This is a genomic window from Halomonas sp. TH-94, assembly GCF_057473365.1.
In genome coordinates, this window is record NZ_JBYCKL010000017.1 from 35,824 (window position 1) to 55,364 (window position 19,541).

Genomic DNA, 19,541 nt, shown 5'->3' on the forward strand with positions numbered 1-19,541 from the left:
CCCGGCCCCACCGCCTGACAGCAATGGTCAGCCTTTTGGTTGGCTCGTCGCTCCCCTTACCTGCAAGGGAAAATAGAACTAGGTTTCAATGTTCGCATAGCGTTCTTTAGTTCGCAATATCTGAGCACTTCACCATCCTGGCAATGCGCTCGATGAACCTGCACCACTAGCCTTGGCATTGTGGCCCTGCCTACTCTATGACCGGCATGGGCAGCATCAGGCAGCATTCAACCTTCGTCGCAGAAACTTCCTCAAGCATTGACACTATTGGAAGGGAGTTCTAGTGTTCGCTAAAAGCACTAGCGTTCGCAAGCCGAACACATGTTCACTCCTGCCGAGACAGGAGGTCGCCGATAAGCGGCATGCACAACAACCACCCCGGAGGATTCCATGTTCAAGCCACTATTTGCATCCCTAGCCGTCACCCTCGGCTCTTTGGCTGTCGCCAGCAGCGCTCTGGCCGATTATCCCCAGCGAAACATTCAGGGCACTATTCAATGGGGCGCCGGCGGCGCTACCGACAACGTGGTACGCAGCCTGACTCCCCACGTTGAAGAAATTCTGGACACCACGATCGTACTAACCAATCGCCCGGGCGGTACCGGTGTGATTGGCATGAACCACGTCATGCGCCAGCGTGCGGACGGCTACAACATGCTCTTCGGCGCCGAGAACCCGCAGCTCTACCCGCTGATGGGCCTGGCCGACTTCACTTATGATGACATGCATACCGTAAATATCATCGGCCAGGGCCTGGTAGTGATCGCCGCTCCCGAAGACAGTCCCTTCGAGAGCTTCTCCGAGCTGCTCGAACATGCACAGGAGAATCCAAACGAGCTGCGTATGGGCGGGACCGGTGCCGGCGGCTTGCCGAGCACGGTTCATGCCATGATCAACGCGGTTGACGAACTCGACGTTCGCACTGTCACCTTCGGTGGTGACGGCCCCGGCATCACAGCCATGTTGGGGGGCCACATCGACTTCATGCCGTTGAGCCTGGCAGCTGCCGGCGAGCAGATCCGGGGCGGCAAGCTGAAAGGGCTGGCCATTCTCACCGCTGAAGAGATCGAGGCATTGCCCGGAGTCCCGCCGATCGTTGATGCCCTGCCCGATATCGAGAGCTTTCTACCGTGGGGGCCGTTCTGGGGCGTCTTCGTGCACCCAGACACCCCGGACGATATCAAGGCAACCCTCGAGGATGCTTTCGAGCAGGCGGTAGGCACGGACGAATTCACCCAGTTCCTGCAAAACTTCGGTGCCGAACCGCTGAATCTGCGCGGCGAGGAAGCCCAGCAGTATCTCAGCAACTGGCAGTCGGTTACTGCCTGGTCCATGTACGAAGCCGATGCCGAGGCGCTGGAAGCCACGCCCGAAGCACTGGGCATTCCGCGGCCGTAACACGCCCCATGGCGCAGGGGGGCGGCACCGCCGCCCCCCTTGGAGTCTGTGATGAGCAAGAAAATCGAACGCGTACAGGCCGGTGAGAAGGTTTTCGACTGGCTGCTCCTGTTGCTGAGCATCGGTGTGCTGATCGAAGCCTATCGTATCGACGGCGGGCTTCGGCTCAACTCGGCCGGTTCCTTTCCGATGGGCTTGGCGTTTGTCATGCTGGCTTCGTCCCTGGCCATACTGGTCAGCCACCGCTACAAGCGTCGCGACGGAAACATCAGGAGCGCTATGCATGAATTCCAGGTGTTTCTGCAGGACCACTTCCGTCCGCATATCGTGGTCTTTTCCATCGTCTCGATCCTCTACCTGGCTGCCATCGTCTGGGCGAGCTTCTACGTCAGCACGTTTCTCTTTTTGGCCGCGATGTTCATCTATTTCCGTCAGGGCAGAGTGGTGAGCTCGCTCGTTATCACGACCGCTGCCATTGCGGTCATTTACGTCCTTTTCACCGTGGTCTTCCGCGTCTACCTTCCCTGACCCTCGAGGCCCTCGATGAGTGACACGCTTTCCTTCCTGCTAATGGCCTGGCTAAATCCTGGCCTGCTCGGCCTGACCGCCCTCGGCGTTCTGGCCGGCATCTATATCGGCGCCATCCCGGGGCTCTCGGTGACCATGGCGGTATCGATCCTGATCTCCTTCACCTTCTCCTGGCACATCGACAATGCGCTGGCACTGATGGTGGGCATCTATGTAGGCGGCGTCTACGGTGGCTCACGTACCGCCATCCTGCTAAACATTCCCGGTGCCCCCTCGGCCGTCACCACCGCCTTCGACGGCTATCCTCTGGCTCAGCGGGGCGAAGCGGGGCGCGCCATCGGCCTGAGCACCGTCATGTCGGTGATCGGTGGACTCATCGGCGTGCTGGTACTGGCCGGCACTGCTCCCTATCTCTCCGGGTTGGCGCTCCAGTTCGCCCCCAGGGATTATTTCCTGATTGCCGTACTCGGTCTGTTGCTGGTCAGCTCACTGTCGGGCAAGTCGCTATCACGCGGCATCTTTTCGGTGGCGCTTGGTGGCATCATCGGCCTGGTGGGGATGGACATGGTTACCGCCCAGCCACGCCTTACATTGGGACAGATGGAGCTGCTCGGCGGTATACACTACGTCGTAGTGATGATCGGGCTATTCGGTGTAGCCGAAGCTCTCTACCAGCTGCACAACCTGGCCAAGGTGCCGGTCAAGCAGAAGGTCGACAAGATCGTCCCACCCTTGAGCATGGTGCTGAAATTCCTGCCGCTATCGGTACGCACCTCGGTGATAGGGGTCATCGTCGGCGCTTTACCGGGTACCGGCGGAGACATCGCATCGCTATTCGCCTACGACCACGCCAAGCGCAGCGTAAAGAACCCGACCCGCCCATTCGGCGAGGGAGCCTACGAAGGCCTGGTGGCGCCGGAAACGGCCAACAATGCTGCGGTAGGCGGTGCCTATGTCCCGATGCTGACGCTGGGCATGCCGGGCGATGCGGTTACCGCTGTAATCATCGGGGCGCTGGTCATCCACGGTCTCAACCCCGGGCCCATGCTCATGATCGAGACCCCGCACATCTTCTGGTTCACCGTAGGGAATTTGGCCTTGGCGAACATCTTCTTGCTGGTCTTCGGGCTCACCGGGATCAAGATTTTCTCGAAGATCGTCGAAGTGCCAAAGGCTGTTTTGATCCCGCTGATCCTGGTGCTCTGCGTGGTCGGGACCTACTCCATCAACAGCAACATGATGGAGGTCTACTGGATGCTCGGCTTCGGCATCCTCGGTTACTGGCTCAAGGTGTTCGGCTTCCAGATGGGACCCATCATTCTAGGGGTGATACTAGGCCCCTTGCTCGATGAGTCCTATCGTCAGGCCATGTCATCGGTGGGCGATCGAGGGGGTGACTTCCTTTTGGCCCTGGTGTCCAATCCGCTGTCGCTCGTCCTGACCAGCGTGATCATGCTAGTGCTGCTGAGCAACACCCCGCTCAAAGGCTGGCTGTCCAAACGCCTCGGCAAAGGCTGAACACCGGCGCGAGCTTACATCGCGCCGACGATTGAGATGAGCGACGAGAGGAGCGAGTGTGACCGACCCATCCCGCCACCGCGCGCTGGTTTTCGATTTTGACGGCGTGGTGCTGGACTCGGCCACCCTCAAGCGCCAAGCCTTCGCCGACCTCTACGCCGAGGCACCCGAGCCGCAGTATCGGGCCGTATGCGCCTACCTGGGGCGCAAGGGGGGGCAGCCACGGGAAGTGAAGTTTCGACACATCGAAGGGCAGATTTTCGGACGACCACCCAGTGACGCGCGCGTTCAGGAACTCTGCGCAAGATTCAAGGCCAGCGTCGAGCAGCGTTTGCTCGACGCACCGGAGATTCCTGGAGCCGTGGAGTTTCTCTCGCGTTGGGCCGGTGTGTGTCCATTCTATCTGCTCTCAGCTACTCCCGAGGCTGAGCTCAAAGCCATCGTCGAGAAGCGCAAGCTCGCCTCATACTTTACCGAGGTCATCGGTGCGCCGCCCGACAAGGTTACCGGCCTACGCAACCTTCTTGCACGCAGGGATCATGCCCCAGGTGAGACGGTGATGATCGGCGACTCGTACAACGACTTTCGTGCCGCACGCTCCAACGGCACCCGCTTCATTGGCGTCATCGCTGATCGCACGGCCTCTCCGTTCCCTGACGACACCGTTACGATCAGCGATCTGCATGGCCTGGAAGCGGCTCTGGAGCAACTCTGAGCTTCGCGTCACTCCTGGCTATCCCGCTCCCGCTCCTGATCCTCCTCCATCTGGCCCGGTCGAATCGGCTGGCGGGGCTCTTCGAGGCCAGGGTCCTCCGGCTCCAGGTCGCGGTAGGGGGAGTCGAATTCGTTGCTCTCCCCCTGGCGTTCACCGCCGTCCTGTCCCGATTCCGCCCCTGCGCCATCTCCCGATATTGACTCGTCTCGCGTTGCGGTCCCTTGCATGTCCTGCTCGGGATCGTCGCGAGCAACGCCGAGGTCGTCCTCGCGTGCCTCGATGGTGCCGATCTCCGCCTCCTCCGCCACCGAGCCAGGCTGAGCCGCCGTACTCGGCTCGGGAAACGGATCCTGACCGAATGCCGAAGTCGCCATGCCGAGGGTAAGCGTTGCCAACAGCACTCCCATTCCCTTGTAATCGCTCATCGTCCTTCCTCCTGCGGCACCGAGCCGCTCATTCCCAGCCGTGCACGCCCGCCATGTCGGGCAGCTCGTGGGCGATGCCCTTGTGACAGGTGATGCAGGTCGCATCCCCTTCCACCAGGCCGCGCTGATGAGCCGCGGCGGCACGTGGGCTCTGCCGGGTGAAGTCCATGTACTGCTCGTCGTGACAGTTGCGACACTCCAGCGAGTCGTTGGCCTCCAGCCGGCGCCATTCGCGAGAAGCCATTTCGAGGCGGTGATCGAGAAACTTCTCGCGGGTGTCGATGATGCCGAAGATGTGCCCCCACACTTCCTTCGAGGCCTGCATCTTGCGCGCCATCTTGTCGGTCCAGTTGTGCGGCACGTGGCAATCGGAGCACACGGCGCGCACGCCCGAACGGTTGGTGTAGTGGATGGTAGGCAGAATCTCCTGATAGACGTTGGCCTCCATCTCATGACAGCTGATACAGAACTGCTCGGTATTGGTAGCCTCTACCGCCGTGTTGAAGCCGCCCCAGAACAGCACGCCACCGATGAAGCCGCCCACGGTGAGAAAGCCGAGGCTGAAGTAGCCGCTGGGGGAGCGGAATACCCGCCAGAACGTGCCGAGGACGTTGCCGATCCATCTGAACATAGCGTCCTCTCCTATTCGCTTGACTGACGTGAACCGCGGATGAGTTCGCTCATGTCCACGAAGGTATTGCCCACCCGCGAGGGGGCGTCGGTCTGCGGCACGTGGCACTGCATGCAGAAGTAACGCCGCGGCGACAGGTCGCCGAGGAAGTTGCCCTCACGATCCATGTAGTGGGTGACGCTGACCATGATCGCCTGGGTTTCACCAACGCGGGTGCGCGCATGGCAGGCCATGCAGCGGTTGGCGTTGAGGTCCACCTGGTAATTGTCGATGCGGTGCGGAATGGTAGGCGGCTGCATCGGGTACTCACGCGCCGGACGTCGGCTGCGGTCCTCGGCCTGATACAGCGGCTCCGGGGTCGGTTCCTCCAGCAGCGGTACGTTGGCACGCAGTGCATCCAGCTCCCCTTCGGCAGCGAAGCTGTGCAAGGCCAGCAGGCTGAACGCGGCAATGCAGGACAGGAAGGTAATGCTGATCAGTCGCATGTTCGCCTCCTAGACGGCCTCGATACGGCAGGCGCATTTCTTGAAATCCGTCTGCTTGGAGATGGGATCGGTGGCATCCAGCGTGACCTTGTTGATCAGCTGGCTGGCGTCGAACCAGGGCACGTACACCACGCCGCGAGGCATACGGTTGCGGCCCCGCGTCTCGACCCGGGTGTGCATGTCGCCCCGTGGACTGACGATACGCACCTCACTGCCGCGTCTGACGCCCAGCTGTTGCGCATCCTGCGGATGCATGTAGACCACCGCCTGCGGGTAGGCCCGGTGCAGCTCGGGTACCCGTCGAGTCATCGAGCCGGAGTGCCAGTGCTCGAGCACGCGCCCGGTCACCAGCCACAGCGGATAGTCTTCGCTGGGTGCCTCGGCGGGCGGCTCGTAGGGCACGGCATAGATGATGGCGCGCCCGTCGGCCTGGGCATAGAACTGGAACTGGCGCCCCTCCTCCACGTAGGGATCGTAGTCGCCGTTGTAACGCCAGCGGGTCTCCTGGCCGTCGACCACCGGCCAGAGCTTGCCGCGGCTCTGGTGATAGCTGTCGAAGGTGTCGAGATCCTTGCCCTTGCCGCGCCCGAAGCGGGCGTACTCCTCGAACAGCCCCTTCTGCACGTAGTAACCGAAGTGGTGGGACTCGTCGTTGGGGAAGTCGGTATTGAGCTCGTCGAGACCGAAAGCGTCCACCTGGCCATTACGGAAGAGCACTTCATAGAGGGTCTTGCCGCGATACTCCGGGTTGGCATCGAGCATCTCTTCCGGCCACACCTCTTCGATGTCGAAGCGCTTGGAGAACTCCATCATCTGCCACAGATCGGAGCGCGCCTCGCCGGGAGCCGTGACCATCTGCTGCCAGAACTGGGTGCGCCGCTCGGCGTTGCCGTAAGCGCCCTCCTTCTCCACCCACATCGCCGCCGGCAGGATCAGGTCGGCCACCTCGGCGGTGACGGTGGGGTAAGCCTCGGAGACGATGATGAAGTTGTCGGGGTTGCGATAGCCCGGATAGGTCTCCTCCACCAGGTTGGCTGCCGCCTGCACGTTGTTGTTGCACTGCACCCAGTAGACGTTGATATCGCCGTCCTTGAGCATCCGGTTCTGCAGTACGGCGTGGGCACCGGGCTGGGACTGGATGGTGCCTTCCGGCACCCTCCATATCTCCTCGGCGTAGCGCCGATGGTTGTCGTTGGTGACCACCATGTCGGCCGGCAGACGATGGGAGAAGGTACCCACCTCGCGCGCGGTGCCGCAGGCCGAGGGCTGCCCGGTGAGCGAGAAGGGACTGTTGCCCGGCGTCGAGATCTTCCCGGTCAGCAGGTGGATGTTGTAGATCATGTGGTTGGCCCACACCCCGCGGGTGTGCTGGTTGAAGCCCATGGTCCAGAACGACATCACCTTGGTGTCGGGGTCGGCATAGAGCTCGGCCAGCTCATCGAGCTGTCGCTTGGGCACGCCGGAGAGTTCGGTCACCGTCGCGGCGTCGTACTGCTGCAGGAATTCGCGGTAACGATCGAAGTCGATATTGCGCGCTCCGGCACTGTCGCTGGCGTTGTGTGCCGCCAACTCCAGGCGATGCTCGGGGCGCAGGCCGTAGCCGATATCGACATTGCCTTCCATGAAGCGCACGTGGTCATTGACGAAGTCCCAGTTCACCCGGTCGTTCTCGATGATGTAGCGCTGGATGTAGTTGAGGATGGCGAGGTCGGCCTGGGGGGTGAAGATGATCGGCTGGTCGGCCAGCTCGAAGGAGCGATGCTCGAAGGTGGAGAGCACGGAGACCCGGACATGGGGATGCGACAGCCGGCGGTCGGTAATGCGCGTCCACAGGATCGGGTGCATCTCGGCCATGTTGGCCCCCCACAGCACGAAGGCATCCGCCGCTTCGATGTCCTCGTAGCAGCCCATCGGCTCGTCGGAGCCGAAGGTACGCATGAAACCGAACACCGCCGAGGCCATGCAGTGGCGTGCATTGGGGTCGAGGTTGTTGGAACGAAAGCCGGCCTTCATCAGCTTGTTGGCCACGTAGCCTTCCCAGATCGTCCACTGCCCCGAGCCGAACATGCCGATGGCGCCGGGGCCCTTCTCGCGCAAGGTAGCCTTGTACTTGTCGGCCATGACGTCGAAGGCTTCGTCCCAGCTGACCGGGGTGAATTCGCCGTTCTTGTCGTACTCGCCGTTGGTCTTGCGCAGCAGCGGCTGGGTGAGCCGATCCTCGCCGTACATGATCTTCGAGAGGAAGTAGCCCTTGATGCAGTTGATGCCGCGGTTCACGGGCGACTGCATGTCGCCGTGCGTGGCCACGACCCGGTTGTCGCGTACCGCCACGTTGACGCCGCAGCCCACGCCGCAGAATCGGCAGGGCGCCTTGGACCACTGCAGCCGGGTGTGCTGAGCATCGGTGACGATGTTCTGCGCCTGCGCTGCGGTCGACATGCCCGCCGCGGTGGTCGCCGTGGCTACCGCCGAATTCTTGATGAAATCACGCCGTGTCAGCTTCATGTGCCCTGCACCTCCTGCTCCAACGCCAACCTGGATTCCACATGGTGGTAAACCATGCTTACCGATATCACGCCTTCACGCCCCTGCAGCCAGTCGATGAACTCGACGATGTGGCGCTGCGAAGGCAGCTCCAGCAGCACCACGAGTTTCCCGACCGGGTCCACGGCAGGAATTTCCACCCCCTCCCAGGTGCTGCACTGCGCCTTGATCGAATCGATCGACTGTGGCTTTACCTGCGCCACCAAGCTGGAAATGTGCACGTTGTCGTCCATGTTCGTTCCTTGTTCTAACTGGCGTTCAGCCTGAGCTCGGTCGCGGCATCACGCTTCACTTCAACCGCCTGTACCGGACACAGCTGCACGCAGGCCCCGCAGCCATTGCAGGCGTCGGTATCGACCTCGGGTTCGGGTACACGCATGGAATTGAAGGTGAAACGAATCGCGGCGACCTCACATACTTCGCCACAGCTCTTGCAGTAGACGCCCTGAAACCCCAGGCAGCTTTCGCTGATGGTAGCGACGTGATTCCAGGGGGATGCTTGCTCGCGGGTGTCGAAGATCGGTTCCGGACAGACCTCGACGCAGGCCTGACAGAAGGTGCATTCGCCCCGCGTGAAATCCACTTCGGGGAAGCCGCCGTCTCCGGCAACGATGATCTGAGTTTCGCAGACGCTGGCACATTCGCCACAGCGGGTGCAGAGCTGCGTGAAGGCCTCTTCTGGAGCGGACCAAGGAGGTCTGAGTACCGGTTCGTGACGCACGCGACCTTTCAGTAGCGCACGACGCGAAGGATCCACAGGCGGCATGATGAAATCCCCACCGGCCAGGTGAACTGGCATTTTCGTCACGGTTTATGTCGTTATTTTATGCCTGGCAATTGGCGAAATATCGCCTATCCCGGCGGCCCGGGTGGGCCGGTAAACATCTGCACGATCCACACGGCAAAGCCATATCCGGCCACGATGATGACGGCCAGAATGGGAAAAAGAATTCCCGCCAGAAAGAGGAAAACGGCCAGCTCCCGACGTTTTTCACGGCTCTCTTGCGGCGTTTCTGGTTTGGGCGGCTTGCCGCGCTTTTCTATTGTTTGATCCATAACCGGCACCATAGCGTGTCGTCTTGTACTACCGTAGGTAGTAACCGCTATTGATGCAAATGTCTGACTTGTTTCAATTTGCAGCGAAAGTTAAAACAGGAGGAATTAATGAAAGGATTTTTTCCATCAGGCTCGATAGTTGCCGCGGCGGGCTTGACCTGCTGGTTGATTGCTAATGCCGCCTGGGCGGAAATCGATCGCGACGAGTTGCGCACGGCACTGTACGCCCTGCATGCCCATCAGGCGGAGCTGGCCGAGCTGGCCCGGGATCGCGCCGAGAGCGACGAGGTGGCCCAGTTGGGAAGCACACTGGAACGCGACCACGGCATTCTCGAGGAGTGGCTGCTCGCCGCCGATGGCCACGAGGAGCCCCCCGAGCAACACAGCACGGCGGTTTATGACAGCGAAGCCTACGAAGCCCTGGGGGAGCTGGACGGTGAGGCGTTCGACGAGGCCTTCCTGGCCTACCAGATGGAACTGCACAGGGCCGCCATCGAATATCTCGAACGGAATCGCTCACCGGGCGACGAGCAGCTCGATGAGTTAAACAATCACCTGTTCGACACCCTCGAGACCCTGCTGGTAAACGGCGAGCTGAACGACTCGATTCGCTAGCCAGGGTGGTAGCGGCCCGCCGTCACGCGCGGGCCGCGGGGGCAGGTTCAGGCGCGTTCGGCGCCGCGAATCAACGCGTCGAGTGCCGCCAGGTAGCCCTGGCTGCCGAGCCCGGCGATCACGCCGTCGGCGCGCAGCGAAACGTAGGAGTGATGGCGGAAGCTTTCGCGCTTGTGCACGTTGGAGAGGTGCACTTCGATCACCTTGCCCTCGAAGGCATTGAGCGCATCGAGAATGGCCACCGAGGTGTGTGTGTAAGCGGCGGGGTTGATGATGATCGCCGCGGTACCGTCATCGCGTGCGGCGTGGATGGCGTCGATCAGCCCCCCTTCGTGATTGCTTTGCAGCGCCTTGATGTCCCAGCCGTTGACGGCGGCCTTCTCGTAGAGCGCATTGTTGATGTCGTTCAGCGTCTCGCGGCCATAGATCTCCGGCTGGCGCGTTCCCAGCAGGTTGAGGTTGGGGCCGTGCAGTACCAGTACCTTGTTCATCGACGGTTCTCTCAGGTGATTCGAATCTGACTGCCCAGGCTTACGCCTGGGGTTCGAGCAGCCGCTGCCAGGCGGCGATTACGGTGTGCCGGTGGGCCTCGAAATCGACCTCGCTCCCTCGTGCCGCCTCGCGGGTGAGCGAAGCTCGGTGGGCTGCACTACGCAGGGCCAGGTAGGCCTCGCGCAGCAGCTGGCACTCTTCGGCCGGCAGACGTGCGGTGCTTTCCAGCGTCTCGAGGATGCGCATGTTGTCGCTCCACTGCAGCAGTTCCGGCGTTTCGCGGCCCATGGAGAGCACCGCGTACTGACACAGGAACTCGATGTCGACCATGCCGCCGGGATCGTGCTTGAGGTCGAACTGCCCCGCCTCACTCTTGCCCCCCAGGTGGTCACGCATCTTGTGGCGCATCTTGACCACGTCCTCCCGCAGCGCCTCGCGGTCACGCTCGCGCCCGAGGATTTCACGCCGCTGAGCCTCGAAGGCCGCAGCCAGGCGCGGGTGCCCCGCCACCACCCGGGCACGCACGAGTGCCTGATGCTCCCAGGTCCAGGCCTCGCGGCGCTGGTAGTCGCCGAAGGCATCCAGCGAGGTGACCAGCAGCCCGGCATTGCCCGAGGGACGCAGACGCATGTCGACCTCGTAGAGCGTGCCGGCCGGGGTCACCGCAGTGAGCAGGTGGATGATGCGCTGGCCCAGGCGGGTGAAGAACACCGCCGTATCGATGGGCCGCGCACCGTCGGTCTCGCCGTGAGTGCCGGCATCGTGCATGAACACCAGGTCGAGATCGGAACCGTAGCCAAGCTCGATGCCGCCCAGCTTGCCATAGCCGACGATCAGGAATTCGGCCTCGCCGTCGGCGCGCGAGCCGTCGCGACGCAAGGGGTGGCCGTGCTTGCGCACCAGGTGGCGCCAGGCCATGTTCAGCACCGCCTGGAGCAACACCTCGGCGATATAGGTGAGGTAGTCGCTCACCTTCATCAGGTGCCGGGTACCGGCAATGTCCGAAGCGGCGACTCGCAGCACATGGGCGTGCTTGAACACACGCAGCGCCTCGAGCTGGGCCTCTTCGTCCTCTTCGGGAATGCGCCCCAGAACCTGTCGCAATTCATCGGCCAGGCGCGTCTTGTCTGCCGGGGTGTAGAGGGTGTCCGGAGTCAGCAGTTCGTCCAGCAGGAGCGGATAGCGGGCCAGCTGTTCGGCGATCCACGGGCTGGCGCTGCATAGCCCCATCAGGTGACTGAGGGCTTCGGGGTTCTCGCGGAGCAGCGCCAGGTAGGCGGTGCGCCGCAACACGGCTTCGATCAGCGGCAGCACCCGCTCCAGCGCGGTATCGGGAGCATCGCTTTGCGCCACGGCATCGAGCAGCAGCGGCATCAACGCTTCCAGGCGGTCGTAGCCGATACGCTGCATGGTTTGCACCTGGCGTGACTGGCGCAGATCCGAGAGGCGGCGCAGGGCCGTCTCGACCTCGTTGAAGCCCGCCTCGGCCAGCAGGGCCTTCGCCTCGTCGGCGTCGAGTTCGTCGCGCCACAAGGTACGCCAGTCGTCCAGCGAGACGTCGCCCGGCGTCTTCTCCTCGCCGGCTTCTTCCAGGTCATTTTCCGGGTCGGCAATCACCGCGTCGAAGTGGCGGCGGACTCTGGCGCGCACCTCTTCGAGCCGGGCCATGACGGCCGGCCAATCCTCCATGTTCAGGGCCAGGGCGACACGCTCGCGGTCGAGGTCATCTTCCGGCAGGCTCTGGGTCTGGCGGTCTTCCAGCGCTTGCAGCGCATGCTCGAGATCGCGCAGGAACACATAGTCGGGAACCAGTTCGTCGACGATCGCCTGGGGCAACAGGCCGAGCGCGGGCAGGCGTGCCAGCGCGGTACGCAGCGACGTGACCTGGAGCTCGGTATCGCGTCCGCCGCGGATCAGCTGAAACGCCTGCACCACGAACTCCACTTCGCGAATACCGCCAGGACCAAGCTTGATGTTGGCCTGCATGCCGCGACGTTTCACCTCGCGGTTGATCAGCCCCTTCATTTCGCGCAACGACTCGATGGCGCCGAAATCGAGATACCGGCGGTAGACGAAAGGACGCAGGTTGCCGAGCAGCTCGCCACCCGCCTCGAGATCGCCGGCGACCGGGCGCGCCTTGAGCATGGCGTAGCGTTCCCACTCGCGGCCCTGATCCTGATAGTAGGCGGCCAGCGAGGCGAAGCTGCCTACAAGCGGCCCACCCTCGCCCAGCGGGCGCAGGCGCATGTCGACGCGAAAGGCGAAGCCGTCGGCTGTCACCGCATCCAGCGCGGCAATCAGCTTCTGGCCGAGTTTGGTGAAGTATTCCTGATGTTCGAGCGACGTGCGGCCGCCCTCGGTCTCGCCCTGCTCGGGGAAGGCGAAGATGAGATCGATGTCCGAAGAGAGGTTGAGCTCACCGGCGCCGAGCTTGCCCATGCCCAGCACTACCAGCCGCTGGGGGCTGCCATCGGCGCGCGGCGCCGCACGGCCCCAGCGCGGCTCCAGGTGCTGCTCGAGCCAACTCAGCGCCCCCTCGAGACAGGCTTCTGCAAGATGCGACACCGAAGCCGCCGTGGCCCACATGTCGATAGCCGCAGGTCGCACCAGGTCACGCCAGACGATGCCCAGCATCCGCGCCCGACGAAAGCGCCGCAGTGCGACGTGCAGGCCGGCCTCGTCCTCGACGCTTTCGAGCCTCTCGGCGAGCCAGGCCTCGATCGCTTCGGCGCCCGGCGCCTCGTCCAGCTCGCCGCCGGCATCCAGATGCAGCAGCCATTCGGGGTAGCGCACCAGGGTGTCGAGGGCGAAGTCGGAAATGGTGATGACGCGGGCCAGCTGACGGCGACGTTCCGGCTCCAGTGCCAGCCAGCTTTCCGAAGGCAATTCCTGACCGGTCATCTCGGCCACGTTATCGGCTCGCGACAGACTTTCGCTCAGGCGCTGCCAGGCCTTTTCCAGGGCTGGCGTAAGGGCGGCAGGAATCTCATCGGCAGGCAGAAAATCGTCGGGGATAGCCATGGGCAACGCGCCTTGTCGCAGCGGAAATGCCCCCAGCATATCGAAGGCTCATCGCCGCGGCATCCCCGTTGCGTTCTAGCGTGGCTTCAGCCGAAGAATTTCTGCCAGGTGAGCAGACCCCAGGTCAAGCCAGCGGCGATCAGAGCGATCATCACTGCCGCCGAGCCGATATCCTTGGCCCGGCCCGAGAGCTCATGGTGCTCGGTACCGATGCGGTCCACCACGCTTTCGATGGCGCTGTTGATCAGCTCCACGGTGAGCACCAGCAGGCAGCTGCCCACCAGCAGGATCCACTCTACCGGCCCCGCACCGATCCACCAGGCCAGCGGCAGCAGCACCACGCACAGCGCCAGCTCCTGACGGAAGGCTGTCTCGTGGCGAAAGGCGAACTTGAGACCCTTGAGCGAATAGCCGGTGGCATCGATGACATGGCGCCATCCGGTACGGGGTGGTTTCATCGTCGCGTCCTGAGTTGCGAGTGGTGGTCGGGTGTCAGTTCGCCTCGATCATGCGAGCCAGGTCATCGGCGAGCGGGTCCAGCACCTGGGCCCAGTTGAGCCAGGGCGTGGACGAGGTGCCGTTGACCATCACCGTGAACACGCCCCAGCGGCCCGAGCGCGTGCGGAAGTAGCCGCCGACGGCTCGCACCGCATAGGGCTGATTGAGCGTGCCGGTCTTGAGCATGATGTTGTCCTGGAACAGCGGCGAGCCGCGGCGTATGAAGCGCGACACGCCGTTGGCCGGCGACTGGAAGCTGGCCACGAAGCTCGGGAACAGCGAAGCGCGATGAAACATGCTTTCCAGCAGCACGTTGCTGCCTTGGGCCGAGGTGCGGTTCTCGGTAGTCAGGCCGCTGCCGCTGAGCATGATCACCGGACCATGGTCGGGAAGCCCCGCCACGTACTCCTGGATCGCCTCGCCGGCCTGAAGCAGGTCCGACCTGGGTGTATCCACCAGGTTGAGCGCCAGCACGTCGGCCATGAAGTTGTTGGAGTAGTTCATCACATGCAGCAGCAGCTCCTGCAGCGGCTTGCTCTCCACCTGAGCCAACGCACGGGCCGATGCCGGCGGCTGCTCGATGCTGGTAGCGTAGCCATCCCGCACGGCTATACCGGCCTGTTCGAGCATCGCCATCAGGGTGCGTGCCGTCTGGCGAGCGGGATCGCCGCTGGCACGGTAGACGTCGCGGGGTGCAGCGTTGAGCGATATCTGGCCACGCAGCAGCATCACATCGCCATCCTCGCGGGTCACTCGCTCGGCGCTGAACTCAGTGCCACTGTCGGGCGGGCGCGTCTCGATCTGGCTGTCGATGTCGAGAATCAACGCTTGGCTGTCGCAGCTGGTGATACGGGCCGGCTCACCCGCCGCCGCGCCGGGGGCGACATTCACGCACCAATTGCCATGATTGACGCCGGCCGAGGAGAGCAGTGCGCTATAGCTGTTGGCCACGCGCGTACGCGCCTCGCAGCGGTCGGTGGTAATGCACTCCACCGGGCCGAAGCGCCATTGGCTCACCACCAACCGCCCGTCGATTGCACGCACCCCGGCCTGGTGCAGGCGCTGGGTCAGCCGCCAGAGGTCCTCACTGGCAAGCCCCGGATCGCCGCCGCCGTCGAGTATCAGATCGCCGCTCAGCACGCCGTTGGCATCCAGTTGCGCAGCGCTGACCAGTCGCGTGGCAAAGCGATGCTGCGGCCCCCAGCGGTCGAGCGCGGCCGCTGCCAGGTAAGCCTTGCTCACCGATGCCGGCGACAGCTGGCGCTCCGCATCGATGGCCCCGAGAACTGCGCCGGGGCTTTGGCCATCGCCCAGCAGCCTGGCCTCGGCGCTGATACGAAACCCTCTCTCGGCCATTGCACCGAGCTCGGCGAAGCCCGACCCCAGGGTGGCGACGGGCAGCATCGAACCGAAAACGAAGAGCAGACAGCTCATCCTGACAGCAGCTTTGGAGATCATTGAAAAACCCATACAAAGCCCACGCGAGTCATCTCAGTGGGCGGACATACGTGAGAACAGTTGAATCACTACGACGCCGGCGACGATCAGGCCGATGCCCAGCACCGCCGGCAGGTCGGGGCGCTGGCCGTAAACCAGCACACCCACCAGCGCCACCAGTACGATACCCAGCCCCGCCCAAATCGCATAGGCGATACCCACCGGGATAGTACGCAGCACCAGCGACAGCATGTAGAAGGCGATCGCATAGCCGACAATCACGATCAGGCTGGGGACGAGCCGCGTGAAGCCATGAGTCGCCTTGAGCGCGCTGGTCGCCACCACTTCCGCGATGATGGCCAGGGCCAGGTAGAAAAAGGCCATTCAGCTTTCCTCCATGAGGCCGGGCACCAGCTCGGGAGCATGAGGTAGCTCAGCGGTCAGGCGCCACAGAGACTGACCACTGGCGTGGTATTTTCGTTCAAAGGGCGTCAGATAATGGTCGAGGGGTTCGAAGGGCTCGACCGGGCTGACCACGCCGGTCACACGCTCCAGGGCCTGGGCGAACTCCGCCACGTAGAGTTGCCAGTTGGAGCGCAGCTCCAGCCGACCGCCAAGCGCCAGTATCACCGGCAGCACCGGGTGGCCATGCCAGCGCTGCTTGAGATGCGCCGACTTGGGATAGGGGTTGGGATAGAGCAGATAGTGGCGCACCGGTCGCCAGCCCGCGGCCAGCGCCAGACGCCAGAAGTCCACCAGATCGGCGCGCACCAGCAGGGCGTTGTCGCTCACCTCGCCATGCTCCCGCGAGAGCCGGTCGGCGCTGCGATCGATGCCGATCACCAGATGGTCGGCGAACTGCGCGGCCAGCTGCCGGGTCGAGACGCCGACGCCGCAGCCGGCATCGAGGATCAGCGGCCGCTGCTCGCCCCCTTGGCGCTCATACCAGCTGCAGGCCTGTTCGAAGGCCGAGCGGGTATGCTCGGCCACGGGCTTGCGTAACGGGCTTTGCAGCGCACGTTCGACGCGACGCACCACGTCTTTGTGGGGGCCGTTCTGATTCGTGGCAATGGTCCGGGAAGTGGCTTGCATAGCGGCAGATCGGTGGCTGAAGGCTGAACATTCTAACAGCCATGGCCCTGCGGGCGAGGGGCAAAAAAAAGGCGCCCCAAATAAACAGGAGCGCCCACATACCCACTCGTATGACTCAAACAGCAGCAACAGCATAGCGTTTTGGCCGCATCATTTCAAACGTTTGTTTTATCTTTGCTGGCCATAACTTGCGTGTTGCGCCCATGACGGCGTCCCGAAGCGGGTGCTATGATCGCCAGTCCTATACCTACATTACCGACTCGCACGAACAGCACAACGAGGAAAGCGGCTTGTCACACTTACCGGTGATCGTCGGCATGGGCGGCGTCAACGCCGCCGGTCGTACCTCTGGCCATCAAGCGTTTCGTCGCACCGTGATCGACGCTCTTCCGCAAGCCGAGCAAGCCTCCCTGCTGCTCGGCTTGGCCGCGCTGATGGGCCTGGGCAGCTGTCGCGAAGGCATCTGGCACGACGCCGCTGGAAACCCGGTCGATCCCAGCCGCCTGGCCGATAACTGCCGCGAAATGGTGCTCGACCACACCTTGATTCGCAGAATCGAGGACCCCCGCTTCAACGACGAGGGGCTGCCGGCCAATCGTCGCGCCAGCCTGGGCCTGGGGGCGGAGCTCACCTTCAGCATCCGCCGTCGCCACCTGCCCGATCAGCTGCCGCCGACCTGGCACATCCGTGAACTGGATCGCCATACACTGGAGGTCACGGTTCCCCCCGGCGAGCTCGACGTGCTGCTGCCGGAAACGCGTCCGGCTCTGGTGCGCGCTGCCGGTCAGCTTCCCAGCGGTTTCGACCCAAGGCGCTACTACCGCAGCGTCCACCACCCCCGCGGGCTTTCGATGTCCATTTTCGCTGCCAGCGACTGTCTGGCCGGCAGCGGCCTGCAGTGGGAGGCGCTGCGCGACCGCCTCGATCCCGACGATATCGCCGTCTATGCCGGCAACTCCATCGGCCAGCTCGACGACGAAGGCTGGGGGGGGCTGCTCAAGAGCTTCGTTTCGGGCAACCGAGCCACCTCCAAGCAGATGCCGCTGGGCTATGGGCAGATGCCCGCCGATTTTCTCAATGCCTATGTGCTGGGCAGCGTTGGCGGTACCGGTGCGGTCCTGGGTGCCTGCGCCAGCTTTCTCTACAACCTGCGGCTGGGCGTGGAGGACATCCGCAGCGGCCAGCGCCGTGCGGTCATGGTAGGCACCTCCGATGCGCCGGTAACACCGGAGATCATCGAGGGTTTTCGCGCCATGGGCGCGCTGGCCGACGACGAGAGCCTCAAGGCGCTGGATGCCCTGGAGCTACTCACCGATGCCGACTACCAGCGCGCCTGTCGGCCCTTCGCCCGCAACTGCGGTTTCACCATCGCCGAGTCCAGCCAGTTCATTCTGTTGCTCGACGATGCCCTGGCGTTGGAGCTGGGTGCCGAGATCCTGGGCAGCGTGCCTGGGGTTTACGTCAATGCCGATGGCTGGAAGCGTTCCATTTCCGCCCCGGGCATCGGCAACTACATCACCCTGGGCAAGGCGGCCGCCCTGGTGCGCGACATGCTCGGCGAAAAGGCCTTGCGTGAGCGCACCTTCCTGCATGCCCACGGCACCAGCACGCCCAAGAACCGGGTGACGGAATCCCATGTCTTCGACCTGGTCGCCAAGGCCAACGGTATCGAAAGCTGGCCGGTGGTGGCGGTAAAGGCGTTCGTCGGCCACTCACAGGGCAGCGCCGCCGGCGACCAGCTGACCAGCGCCCTGGGCAGTTTCGCCTACGGCCTGCTGCCGGGCATCCCCACGCTTGACGCGGTGGCCAACGACGTCCACGCCGAACGCCTGCGCTTCTCCCGTGAAGCACAGGCGTTCCATGCCGATGCCGCCTTCATCAATGCCAAGGGGTTCGGGGGCAACAACGCCACCGGTGTGGTGCTCTCGCCCGCCGTGACTGAACGGCTGCTGACACAGCGTCATGGCGAAACGGCCGTGGCTGCCTGGCGCCAGCGCCGTGAAGAGGTACGTCAGGTCAGTCAGGCGTATCTGGCGGGGGCAGACCGTGGCCAGTTCGAAGTGCGTTATCGCTTCGGTGAGGGCGTACTGGAAGGGCCTGAACTCGAGGTCGGCCCCGACCAGATCAGCATACCCGGCTATGCCCGCCCGGTGTCACTTGCCGTGGACAACCCTTACGGCACCCTGGAAGACTGACCCGTCTGCGACCGCTTCGACGTTGTCGGGCCGATCGCAGACGGGTAACCTGAGCCCCCCTGAGCTGTGCAAGTGAGCGGAGCGCCATGAAAATCGCGGTCTATCCCGGCACCTTCGACCCCATCACCCATGGGCATTACGATCTCATCGAGCGCGCCTCCCGGCTGTTCGACAAGGTGGTGGTGGCCATCTCGGCCAGCCCCGGCAAGAAGCCGGCGCTAGATCTCGATACACGTATCGCCCTGGCACAAGACGTTTCGTCCGGGCTCGACAACGTGGTGGTGATCGGTTTTTCGGGGTTGCTCACCGACATGATGTCCGAGCAACGGGCGCACATCATTCTGCGCGGGCTGCGGGCGGTCTCCGATTTCGAGTACGAGCTGCAGCTCGCCAACATGTACCGCGCCCAGGCGCCGCAGTTGGAGAGCGTATTCCTGACGCCCGCGGTGGAAAATTCCTATATCTCTTCCACCATCGTGCGTGAAATCGCCAAGCTCGGCGGCGACGTTTCCCGCCTGGTGCATCCCGGGGTCGCCGAGGCGCTGCGCAAGCATTATAATACCTGACCGAATTACTCGGCTTTCCCGAGCCGCTATATCTGGGCGAGGCCGGACGCGGCCCGCCCGATCGCGAGGTAATCCATGGCTCTGATGATCACCGACGAGTGCATCAACTGCGACGTCTGCGAACCCGAATGCCCTAACGACGCCATCTCGGCGGGTGAGGAGATCTATGTCATCGATCCGAACCTGTGCACCGAGTGCGTCGGCCACTATGACGAACCGCAGTGTCAGCAGGTGTGCCCGGTCGACTGCATTCCGCTCGACCCCGAGCGCCGCGAGACCCGCGACGAGCTGATGACCAAGTATCAGCTGATCACCGCCGCCTGAC

General features: G+C 63.4%; 21 protein-coding genes. 8 read left to right on the forward strand and 13 right to left on the reverse strand.

The window, feature by feature from the left end; translation table 11 throughout:
• The first annotated feature begins 390 nt into the window (after positions 1-390).
• Genes AC2VNO_RS03155 through AC2VNO_RS03170 form a run of 4 tightly spaced genes read left to right on the forward strand, consistent with a single transcriptional unit; the run spans position 391 to position 4,159 of the window.
• A complete protein-coding gene (locus tag AC2VNO_RS03155; protein ID WP_486932783.1) occupies positions 391-1,398 on the forward strand; it encodes a tripartite tricarboxylate transporter substrate binding protein in 1,008 nt (335 codons plus the stop codon).
• A gap of 51 nt (positions 1,399-1,449) precedes the next feature.
• Positions 1,450-1,926, forward strand: a complete 477-nt coding sequence (locus tag AC2VNO_RS03160) for a tripartite tricarboxylate transporter TctB family protein (RefSeq protein WP_486932784.1) — start codon at positions 1,450-1,452, stop codon at positions 1,924-1,926.
• A gap of 15 nt (positions 1,927-1,941) precedes the next feature.
• Positions 1,942-3,444 (forward strand): tripartite tricarboxylate transporter permease, encoded by a 1,503-nt coding sequence (locus tag AC2VNO_RS03165; RefSeq protein WP_486932785.1) that lies wholly within the window; start codon positions 1,942-1,944, stop codon positions 3,442-3,444.
• Between the two features lie 58 nt (positions 3,445-3,502).
• Complete coding sequence (locus AC2VNO_RS03170; RefSeq protein WP_486932786.1) at positions 3,503-4,159, forward strand: HAD family hydrolase; 657 nt, start codon at positions 3,503-3,505, stop codon at positions 4,157-4,159.
• 8 nt (positions 4,160-4,167) lie between these two features.
• Here AC2VNO_RS03170 and AC2VNO_RS03175 read toward each other — a convergent pair whose 3' ends face one another.
• From AC2VNO_RS03175 to napE, 7 genes are read right to left on the reverse strand one after another with little or no spacing between them, the layout of a single operon-like run.
• Positions 4,168-4,584: a hypothetical protein gene (locus tag AC2VNO_RS03175; RefSeq protein ID WP_486932787.1), complete on the reverse strand. Its 417-nt coding sequence runs from the start codon at positions 4,582-4,584 to the stop codon at positions 4,168-4,170.
• A 28-nt stretch (positions 4,585-4,612) separates the two neighbouring features.
• Positions 4,613-5,215: a NapC/NirT family cytochrome c gene (locus AC2VNO_RS03180; RefSeq protein ID WP_486932788.1), complete on the reverse strand. Its 603-nt coding sequence runs from the start codon at positions 5,213-5,215 to the stop codon at positions 4,613-4,615.
• Between the two features lie 11 nt (positions 5,216-5,226).
• Complete coding sequence (locus AC2VNO_RS03185; RefSeq protein ID WP_486932789.1) at positions 5,227-5,700, reverse strand: nitrate reductase cytochrome c-type subunit; 474 nt, start codon at positions 5,698-5,700, stop codon at positions 5,227-5,229.
• A gap of 9 nt (positions 5,701-5,709) precedes the next feature.
• Positions 5,710-8,205: a nitrate reductase catalytic subunit NapA gene (napA, locus tag AC2VNO_RS03190; RefSeq protein WP_486932790.1), complete on the reverse strand. Its 2,496-nt coding sequence runs from the start codon at positions 8,203-8,205 to the stop codon at positions 5,710-5,712.
• A complete protein-coding gene (locus AC2VNO_RS03195) occupies positions 8,202-8,477 on the reverse strand; it encodes a chaperone NapD (protein WP_486932791.1) in 276 nt (91 codons plus the stop codon). The genes napA and AC2VNO_RS03195 overlap by 4 nt, the downstream gene beginning before the upstream one ends.
• 14 nt (positions 8,478-8,491) lie before the next feature.
• Positions 8,492-9,043 carry a ferredoxin-type protein NapF gene (gene napF, locus AC2VNO_RS03200; protein ID WP_486932816.1) on the reverse strand — a complete coding sequence of 184 codons (552 nt, stop codon included), beginning with the start codon at positions 9,041-9,043 and terminating at the stop codon, positions 8,492-8,494.
• Between the two features lie 53 nt (positions 9,044-9,096).
• Positions 9,097-9,300: a periplasmic nitrate reductase, NapE protein gene (gene napE, locus AC2VNO_RS03205; protein ID WP_486932792.1), complete on the reverse strand. Its 204-nt coding sequence runs from the start codon at positions 9,298-9,300 to the stop codon at positions 9,097-9,099.
• Positions 9,301-9,408: 108 nt separating this feature from the next.
• On the opposite strand from napE, the gene AC2VNO_RS03210 reads away from it, so the two are divergent.
• Positions 9,409-9,915: a DUF4142 domain-containing protein gene (locus tag AC2VNO_RS03210; RefSeq protein ID WP_486932793.1), complete on the forward strand. Its 507-nt coding sequence runs from the start codon at positions 9,409-9,411 to the stop codon at positions 9,913-9,915.
• A 47-nt stretch (positions 9,916-9,962) separates the two neighbouring features.
• Here the strand turns inward: AC2VNO_RS03210 and aroQ are convergent, their stop codons facing one another.
• The 6 genes from aroQ to trmB all read right to left on the reverse strand — a co-directional run bounded on the left by aroQ (position 9,963) and on the right by trmB (position 16,455).
• Positions 9,963-10,406 (reverse strand): type II 3-dehydroquinate dehydratase, encoded by a 444-nt coding sequence (aroQ, locus tag AC2VNO_RS03215; RefSeq protein WP_228576667.1) that lies wholly within the window; start codon positions 10,404-10,406, stop codon positions 9,963-9,965.
• Between the two features lie 40 nt (positions 10,407-10,446).
• Positions 10,447-13,428, reverse strand: a complete 2,982-nt coding sequence (gene glnE, locus AC2VNO_RS03220; RefSeq protein ID WP_486932794.1) for a bifunctional [glutamate--ammonia ligase]-adenylyl-L-tyrosine phosphorylase/[glutamate--ammonia-ligase] adenylyltransferase — start codon at positions 13,426-13,428, stop codon at positions 10,447-10,449.
• Between the two features lie 86 nt (positions 13,429-13,514).
• Complete coding sequence (locus tag AC2VNO_RS03225; RefSeq protein WP_228576671.1) at positions 13,515-13,886, reverse strand: diacylglycerol kinase; 372 nt, start codon at positions 13,884-13,886, stop codon at positions 13,515-13,517.
• A gap of 34 nt (positions 13,887-13,920) precedes the next feature.
• Positions 13,921-15,360 carry a D-alanyl-D-alanine carboxypeptidase/D-alanyl-D-alanine endopeptidase gene (dacB, locus tag AC2VNO_RS03230; protein WP_486932795.1) on the reverse strand — a complete coding sequence of 480 codons (1,440 nt, stop codon included), beginning with the start codon at positions 15,358-15,360 and terminating at the stop codon, positions 13,921-13,923.
• A gap of 57 nt (positions 15,361-15,417) precedes the next feature.
• Positions 15,418-15,747 carry a DMT family transporter gene (locus tag AC2VNO_RS03235; protein ID WP_486932796.1) on the reverse strand — a complete coding sequence of 110 codons (330 nt, stop codon included), beginning with the start codon at positions 15,745-15,747 and terminating at the stop codon, positions 15,418-15,420.
• On the reverse strand, positions 15,748-16,455 hold the full coding sequence (gene trmB / locus AC2VNO_RS03240) for a tRNA (guanine(46)-N(7))-methyltransferase TrmB (protein WP_486932797.1): 708 nt from the start codon (positions 16,453-16,455) through the stop codon (positions 15,748-15,750).
• Between the two features lie 317 nt (positions 16,456-16,772).
• Here trmB and AC2VNO_RS03245 point away from each other — a divergent pair, with 317 nt between their 5' ends.
• The 3 genes from AC2VNO_RS03245 (at position 16,773) to AC2VNO_RS03255 (ending at position 19,540) form a co-directional block, all read left to right on the forward strand.
• Positions 16,773-18,650 (forward strand): beta-ketoacyl synthase, encoded by a 1,878-nt coding sequence (locus tag AC2VNO_RS03245; RefSeq protein WP_486932817.1) that lies wholly within the window; start codon positions 16,773-16,775, stop codon positions 18,648-18,650.
• A gap of 86 nt (positions 18,651-18,736) precedes the next feature.
• Complete coding sequence (coaD, locus tag AC2VNO_RS03250; RefSeq protein WP_486932798.1) at positions 18,737-19,216, forward strand: pantetheine-phosphate adenylyltransferase; 480 nt, start codon at positions 18,737-18,739, stop codon at positions 19,214-19,216.
• 75 nt (positions 19,217-19,291) lie between these two features.
• Entirely contained in the window at positions 19,292-19,540 is a 249-nt protein-coding gene (locus tag AC2VNO_RS03255; RefSeq protein WP_228576682.1) for a YfhL family 4Fe-4S dicluster ferredoxin, read from the forward strand.
• Position 19,541: the final 1 nt, after the last annotated feature.

Excerpts from the sequence above, each read along its gene's own strand:
- coaD (WP_486932798.1), top strand. The coding sequence starts at position 18,737 with ATGAAAATCGCGGTCTATCCCGGCACCTTCGACCCCATCACCCATGGG.
- AC2VNO_RS03255 (WP_228576682.1), top strand. The coding sequence starts at position 19,292 with ATGGCTCTGATGATCACCGACGAGTGCATCAACTGCGACGTCTGCGAA.
- napE (WP_486932792.1), bottom strand. The coding sequence starts at position 9,300 with ATGGATCAAACAATAGAAAAGCGCGGCAAGCCGCCCAAACCAGAAACG.
- AC2VNO_RS03235 (WP_486932796.1), bottom strand. The coding sequence starts at position 15,747 with ATGGCCTTTTTCTACCTGGCCCTGGCCATCATCGCGGAAGTGGTGGCG.
- AC2VNO_RS03245 (WP_486932817.1), top strand. The coding sequence starts at position 16,773 with ATGGGCGGCGTCAACGCCGCCGGTCGTACCTCTGGCCATCAAGCGTTT.
- trmB (WP_486932797.1), bottom strand. The coding sequence starts at position 16,455 with ATGCAAGCCACTTCCCGGACCATTGCCACGAATCAGAACGGCCCCCAC.
- AC2VNO_RS03175 (WP_486932787.1), bottom strand. The coding sequence starts at position 4,584 with ATGAGCGATTACAAGGGAATGGGAGTGCTGTTGGCAACGCTTACCCTC.
- napA (WP_486932790.1), bottom strand. The coding sequence starts at position 8,205 with ATGAAGCTGACACGGCGTGATTTCATCAAGAATTCGGCGGTAGCCACG.
- AC2VNO_RS03160 (WP_486932784.1), top strand. The coding sequence starts at position 1,450 with ATGAGCAAGAAAATCGAACGCGTACAGGCCGGTGAGAAGGTTTTCGAC.
- glnE (WP_486932794.1), bottom strand. The coding sequence starts at position 13,428 with ATGGCTATCCCCGACGATTTTCTGCCTGCCGATGAGATTCCTGCCGCC.
- AC2VNO_RS03210 (WP_486932793.1), top strand. The coding sequence starts at position 9,409 with ATGAAAGGATTTTTTCCATCAGGCTCGATAGTTGCCGCGGCGGGCTTG.
- AC2VNO_RS03195 (WP_486932791.1), bottom strand. The coding sequence starts at position 8,477 with ATGGACGACAACGTGCACATTTCCAGCTTGGTGGCGCAGGTAAAGCCA.
- AC2VNO_RS03185 (WP_486932789.1), bottom strand. The coding sequence starts at position 5,700 with ATGCGACTGATCAGCATTACCTTCCTGTCCTGCATTGCCGCGTTCAGC.
- dacB (WP_486932795.1), bottom strand. The coding sequence starts at position 15,360 with ATGAGCTGTCTGCTCTTCGTTTTCGGTTCGATGCTGCCCGTCGCCACC.
- AC2VNO_RS03180 (WP_486932788.1), bottom strand. The coding sequence starts at position 5,215 with ATGTTCAGATGGATCGGCAACGTCCTCGGCACGTTCTGGCGGGTATTC.
- AC2VNO_RS03155 (WP_486932783.1), top strand. The coding sequence starts at position 391 with ATGTTCAAGCCACTATTTGCATCCCTAGCCGTCACCCTCGGCTCTTTG.
- napF (WP_486932816.1), bottom strand. The coding sequence starts at position 9,043 with ATGCCAGTTCACCTGGCCGGTGGGGATTTCATCATGCCGCCTGTGGAT.
- aroQ (WP_228576667.1), bottom strand. The coding sequence starts at position 10,406 with ATGAACAAGGTACTGGTACTGCACGGCCCCAACCTCAACCTGCTGGGA.
- AC2VNO_RS03165 (WP_486932785.1), top strand. The coding sequence starts at position 1,942 with ATGAGTGACACGCTTTCCTTCCTGCTAATGGCCTGGCTAAATCCTGGC.
- AC2VNO_RS03225 (WP_228576671.1), bottom strand. The coding sequence starts at position 13,886 with ATGAAACCACCCCGTACCGGATGGCGCCATGTCATCGATGCCACCGGC.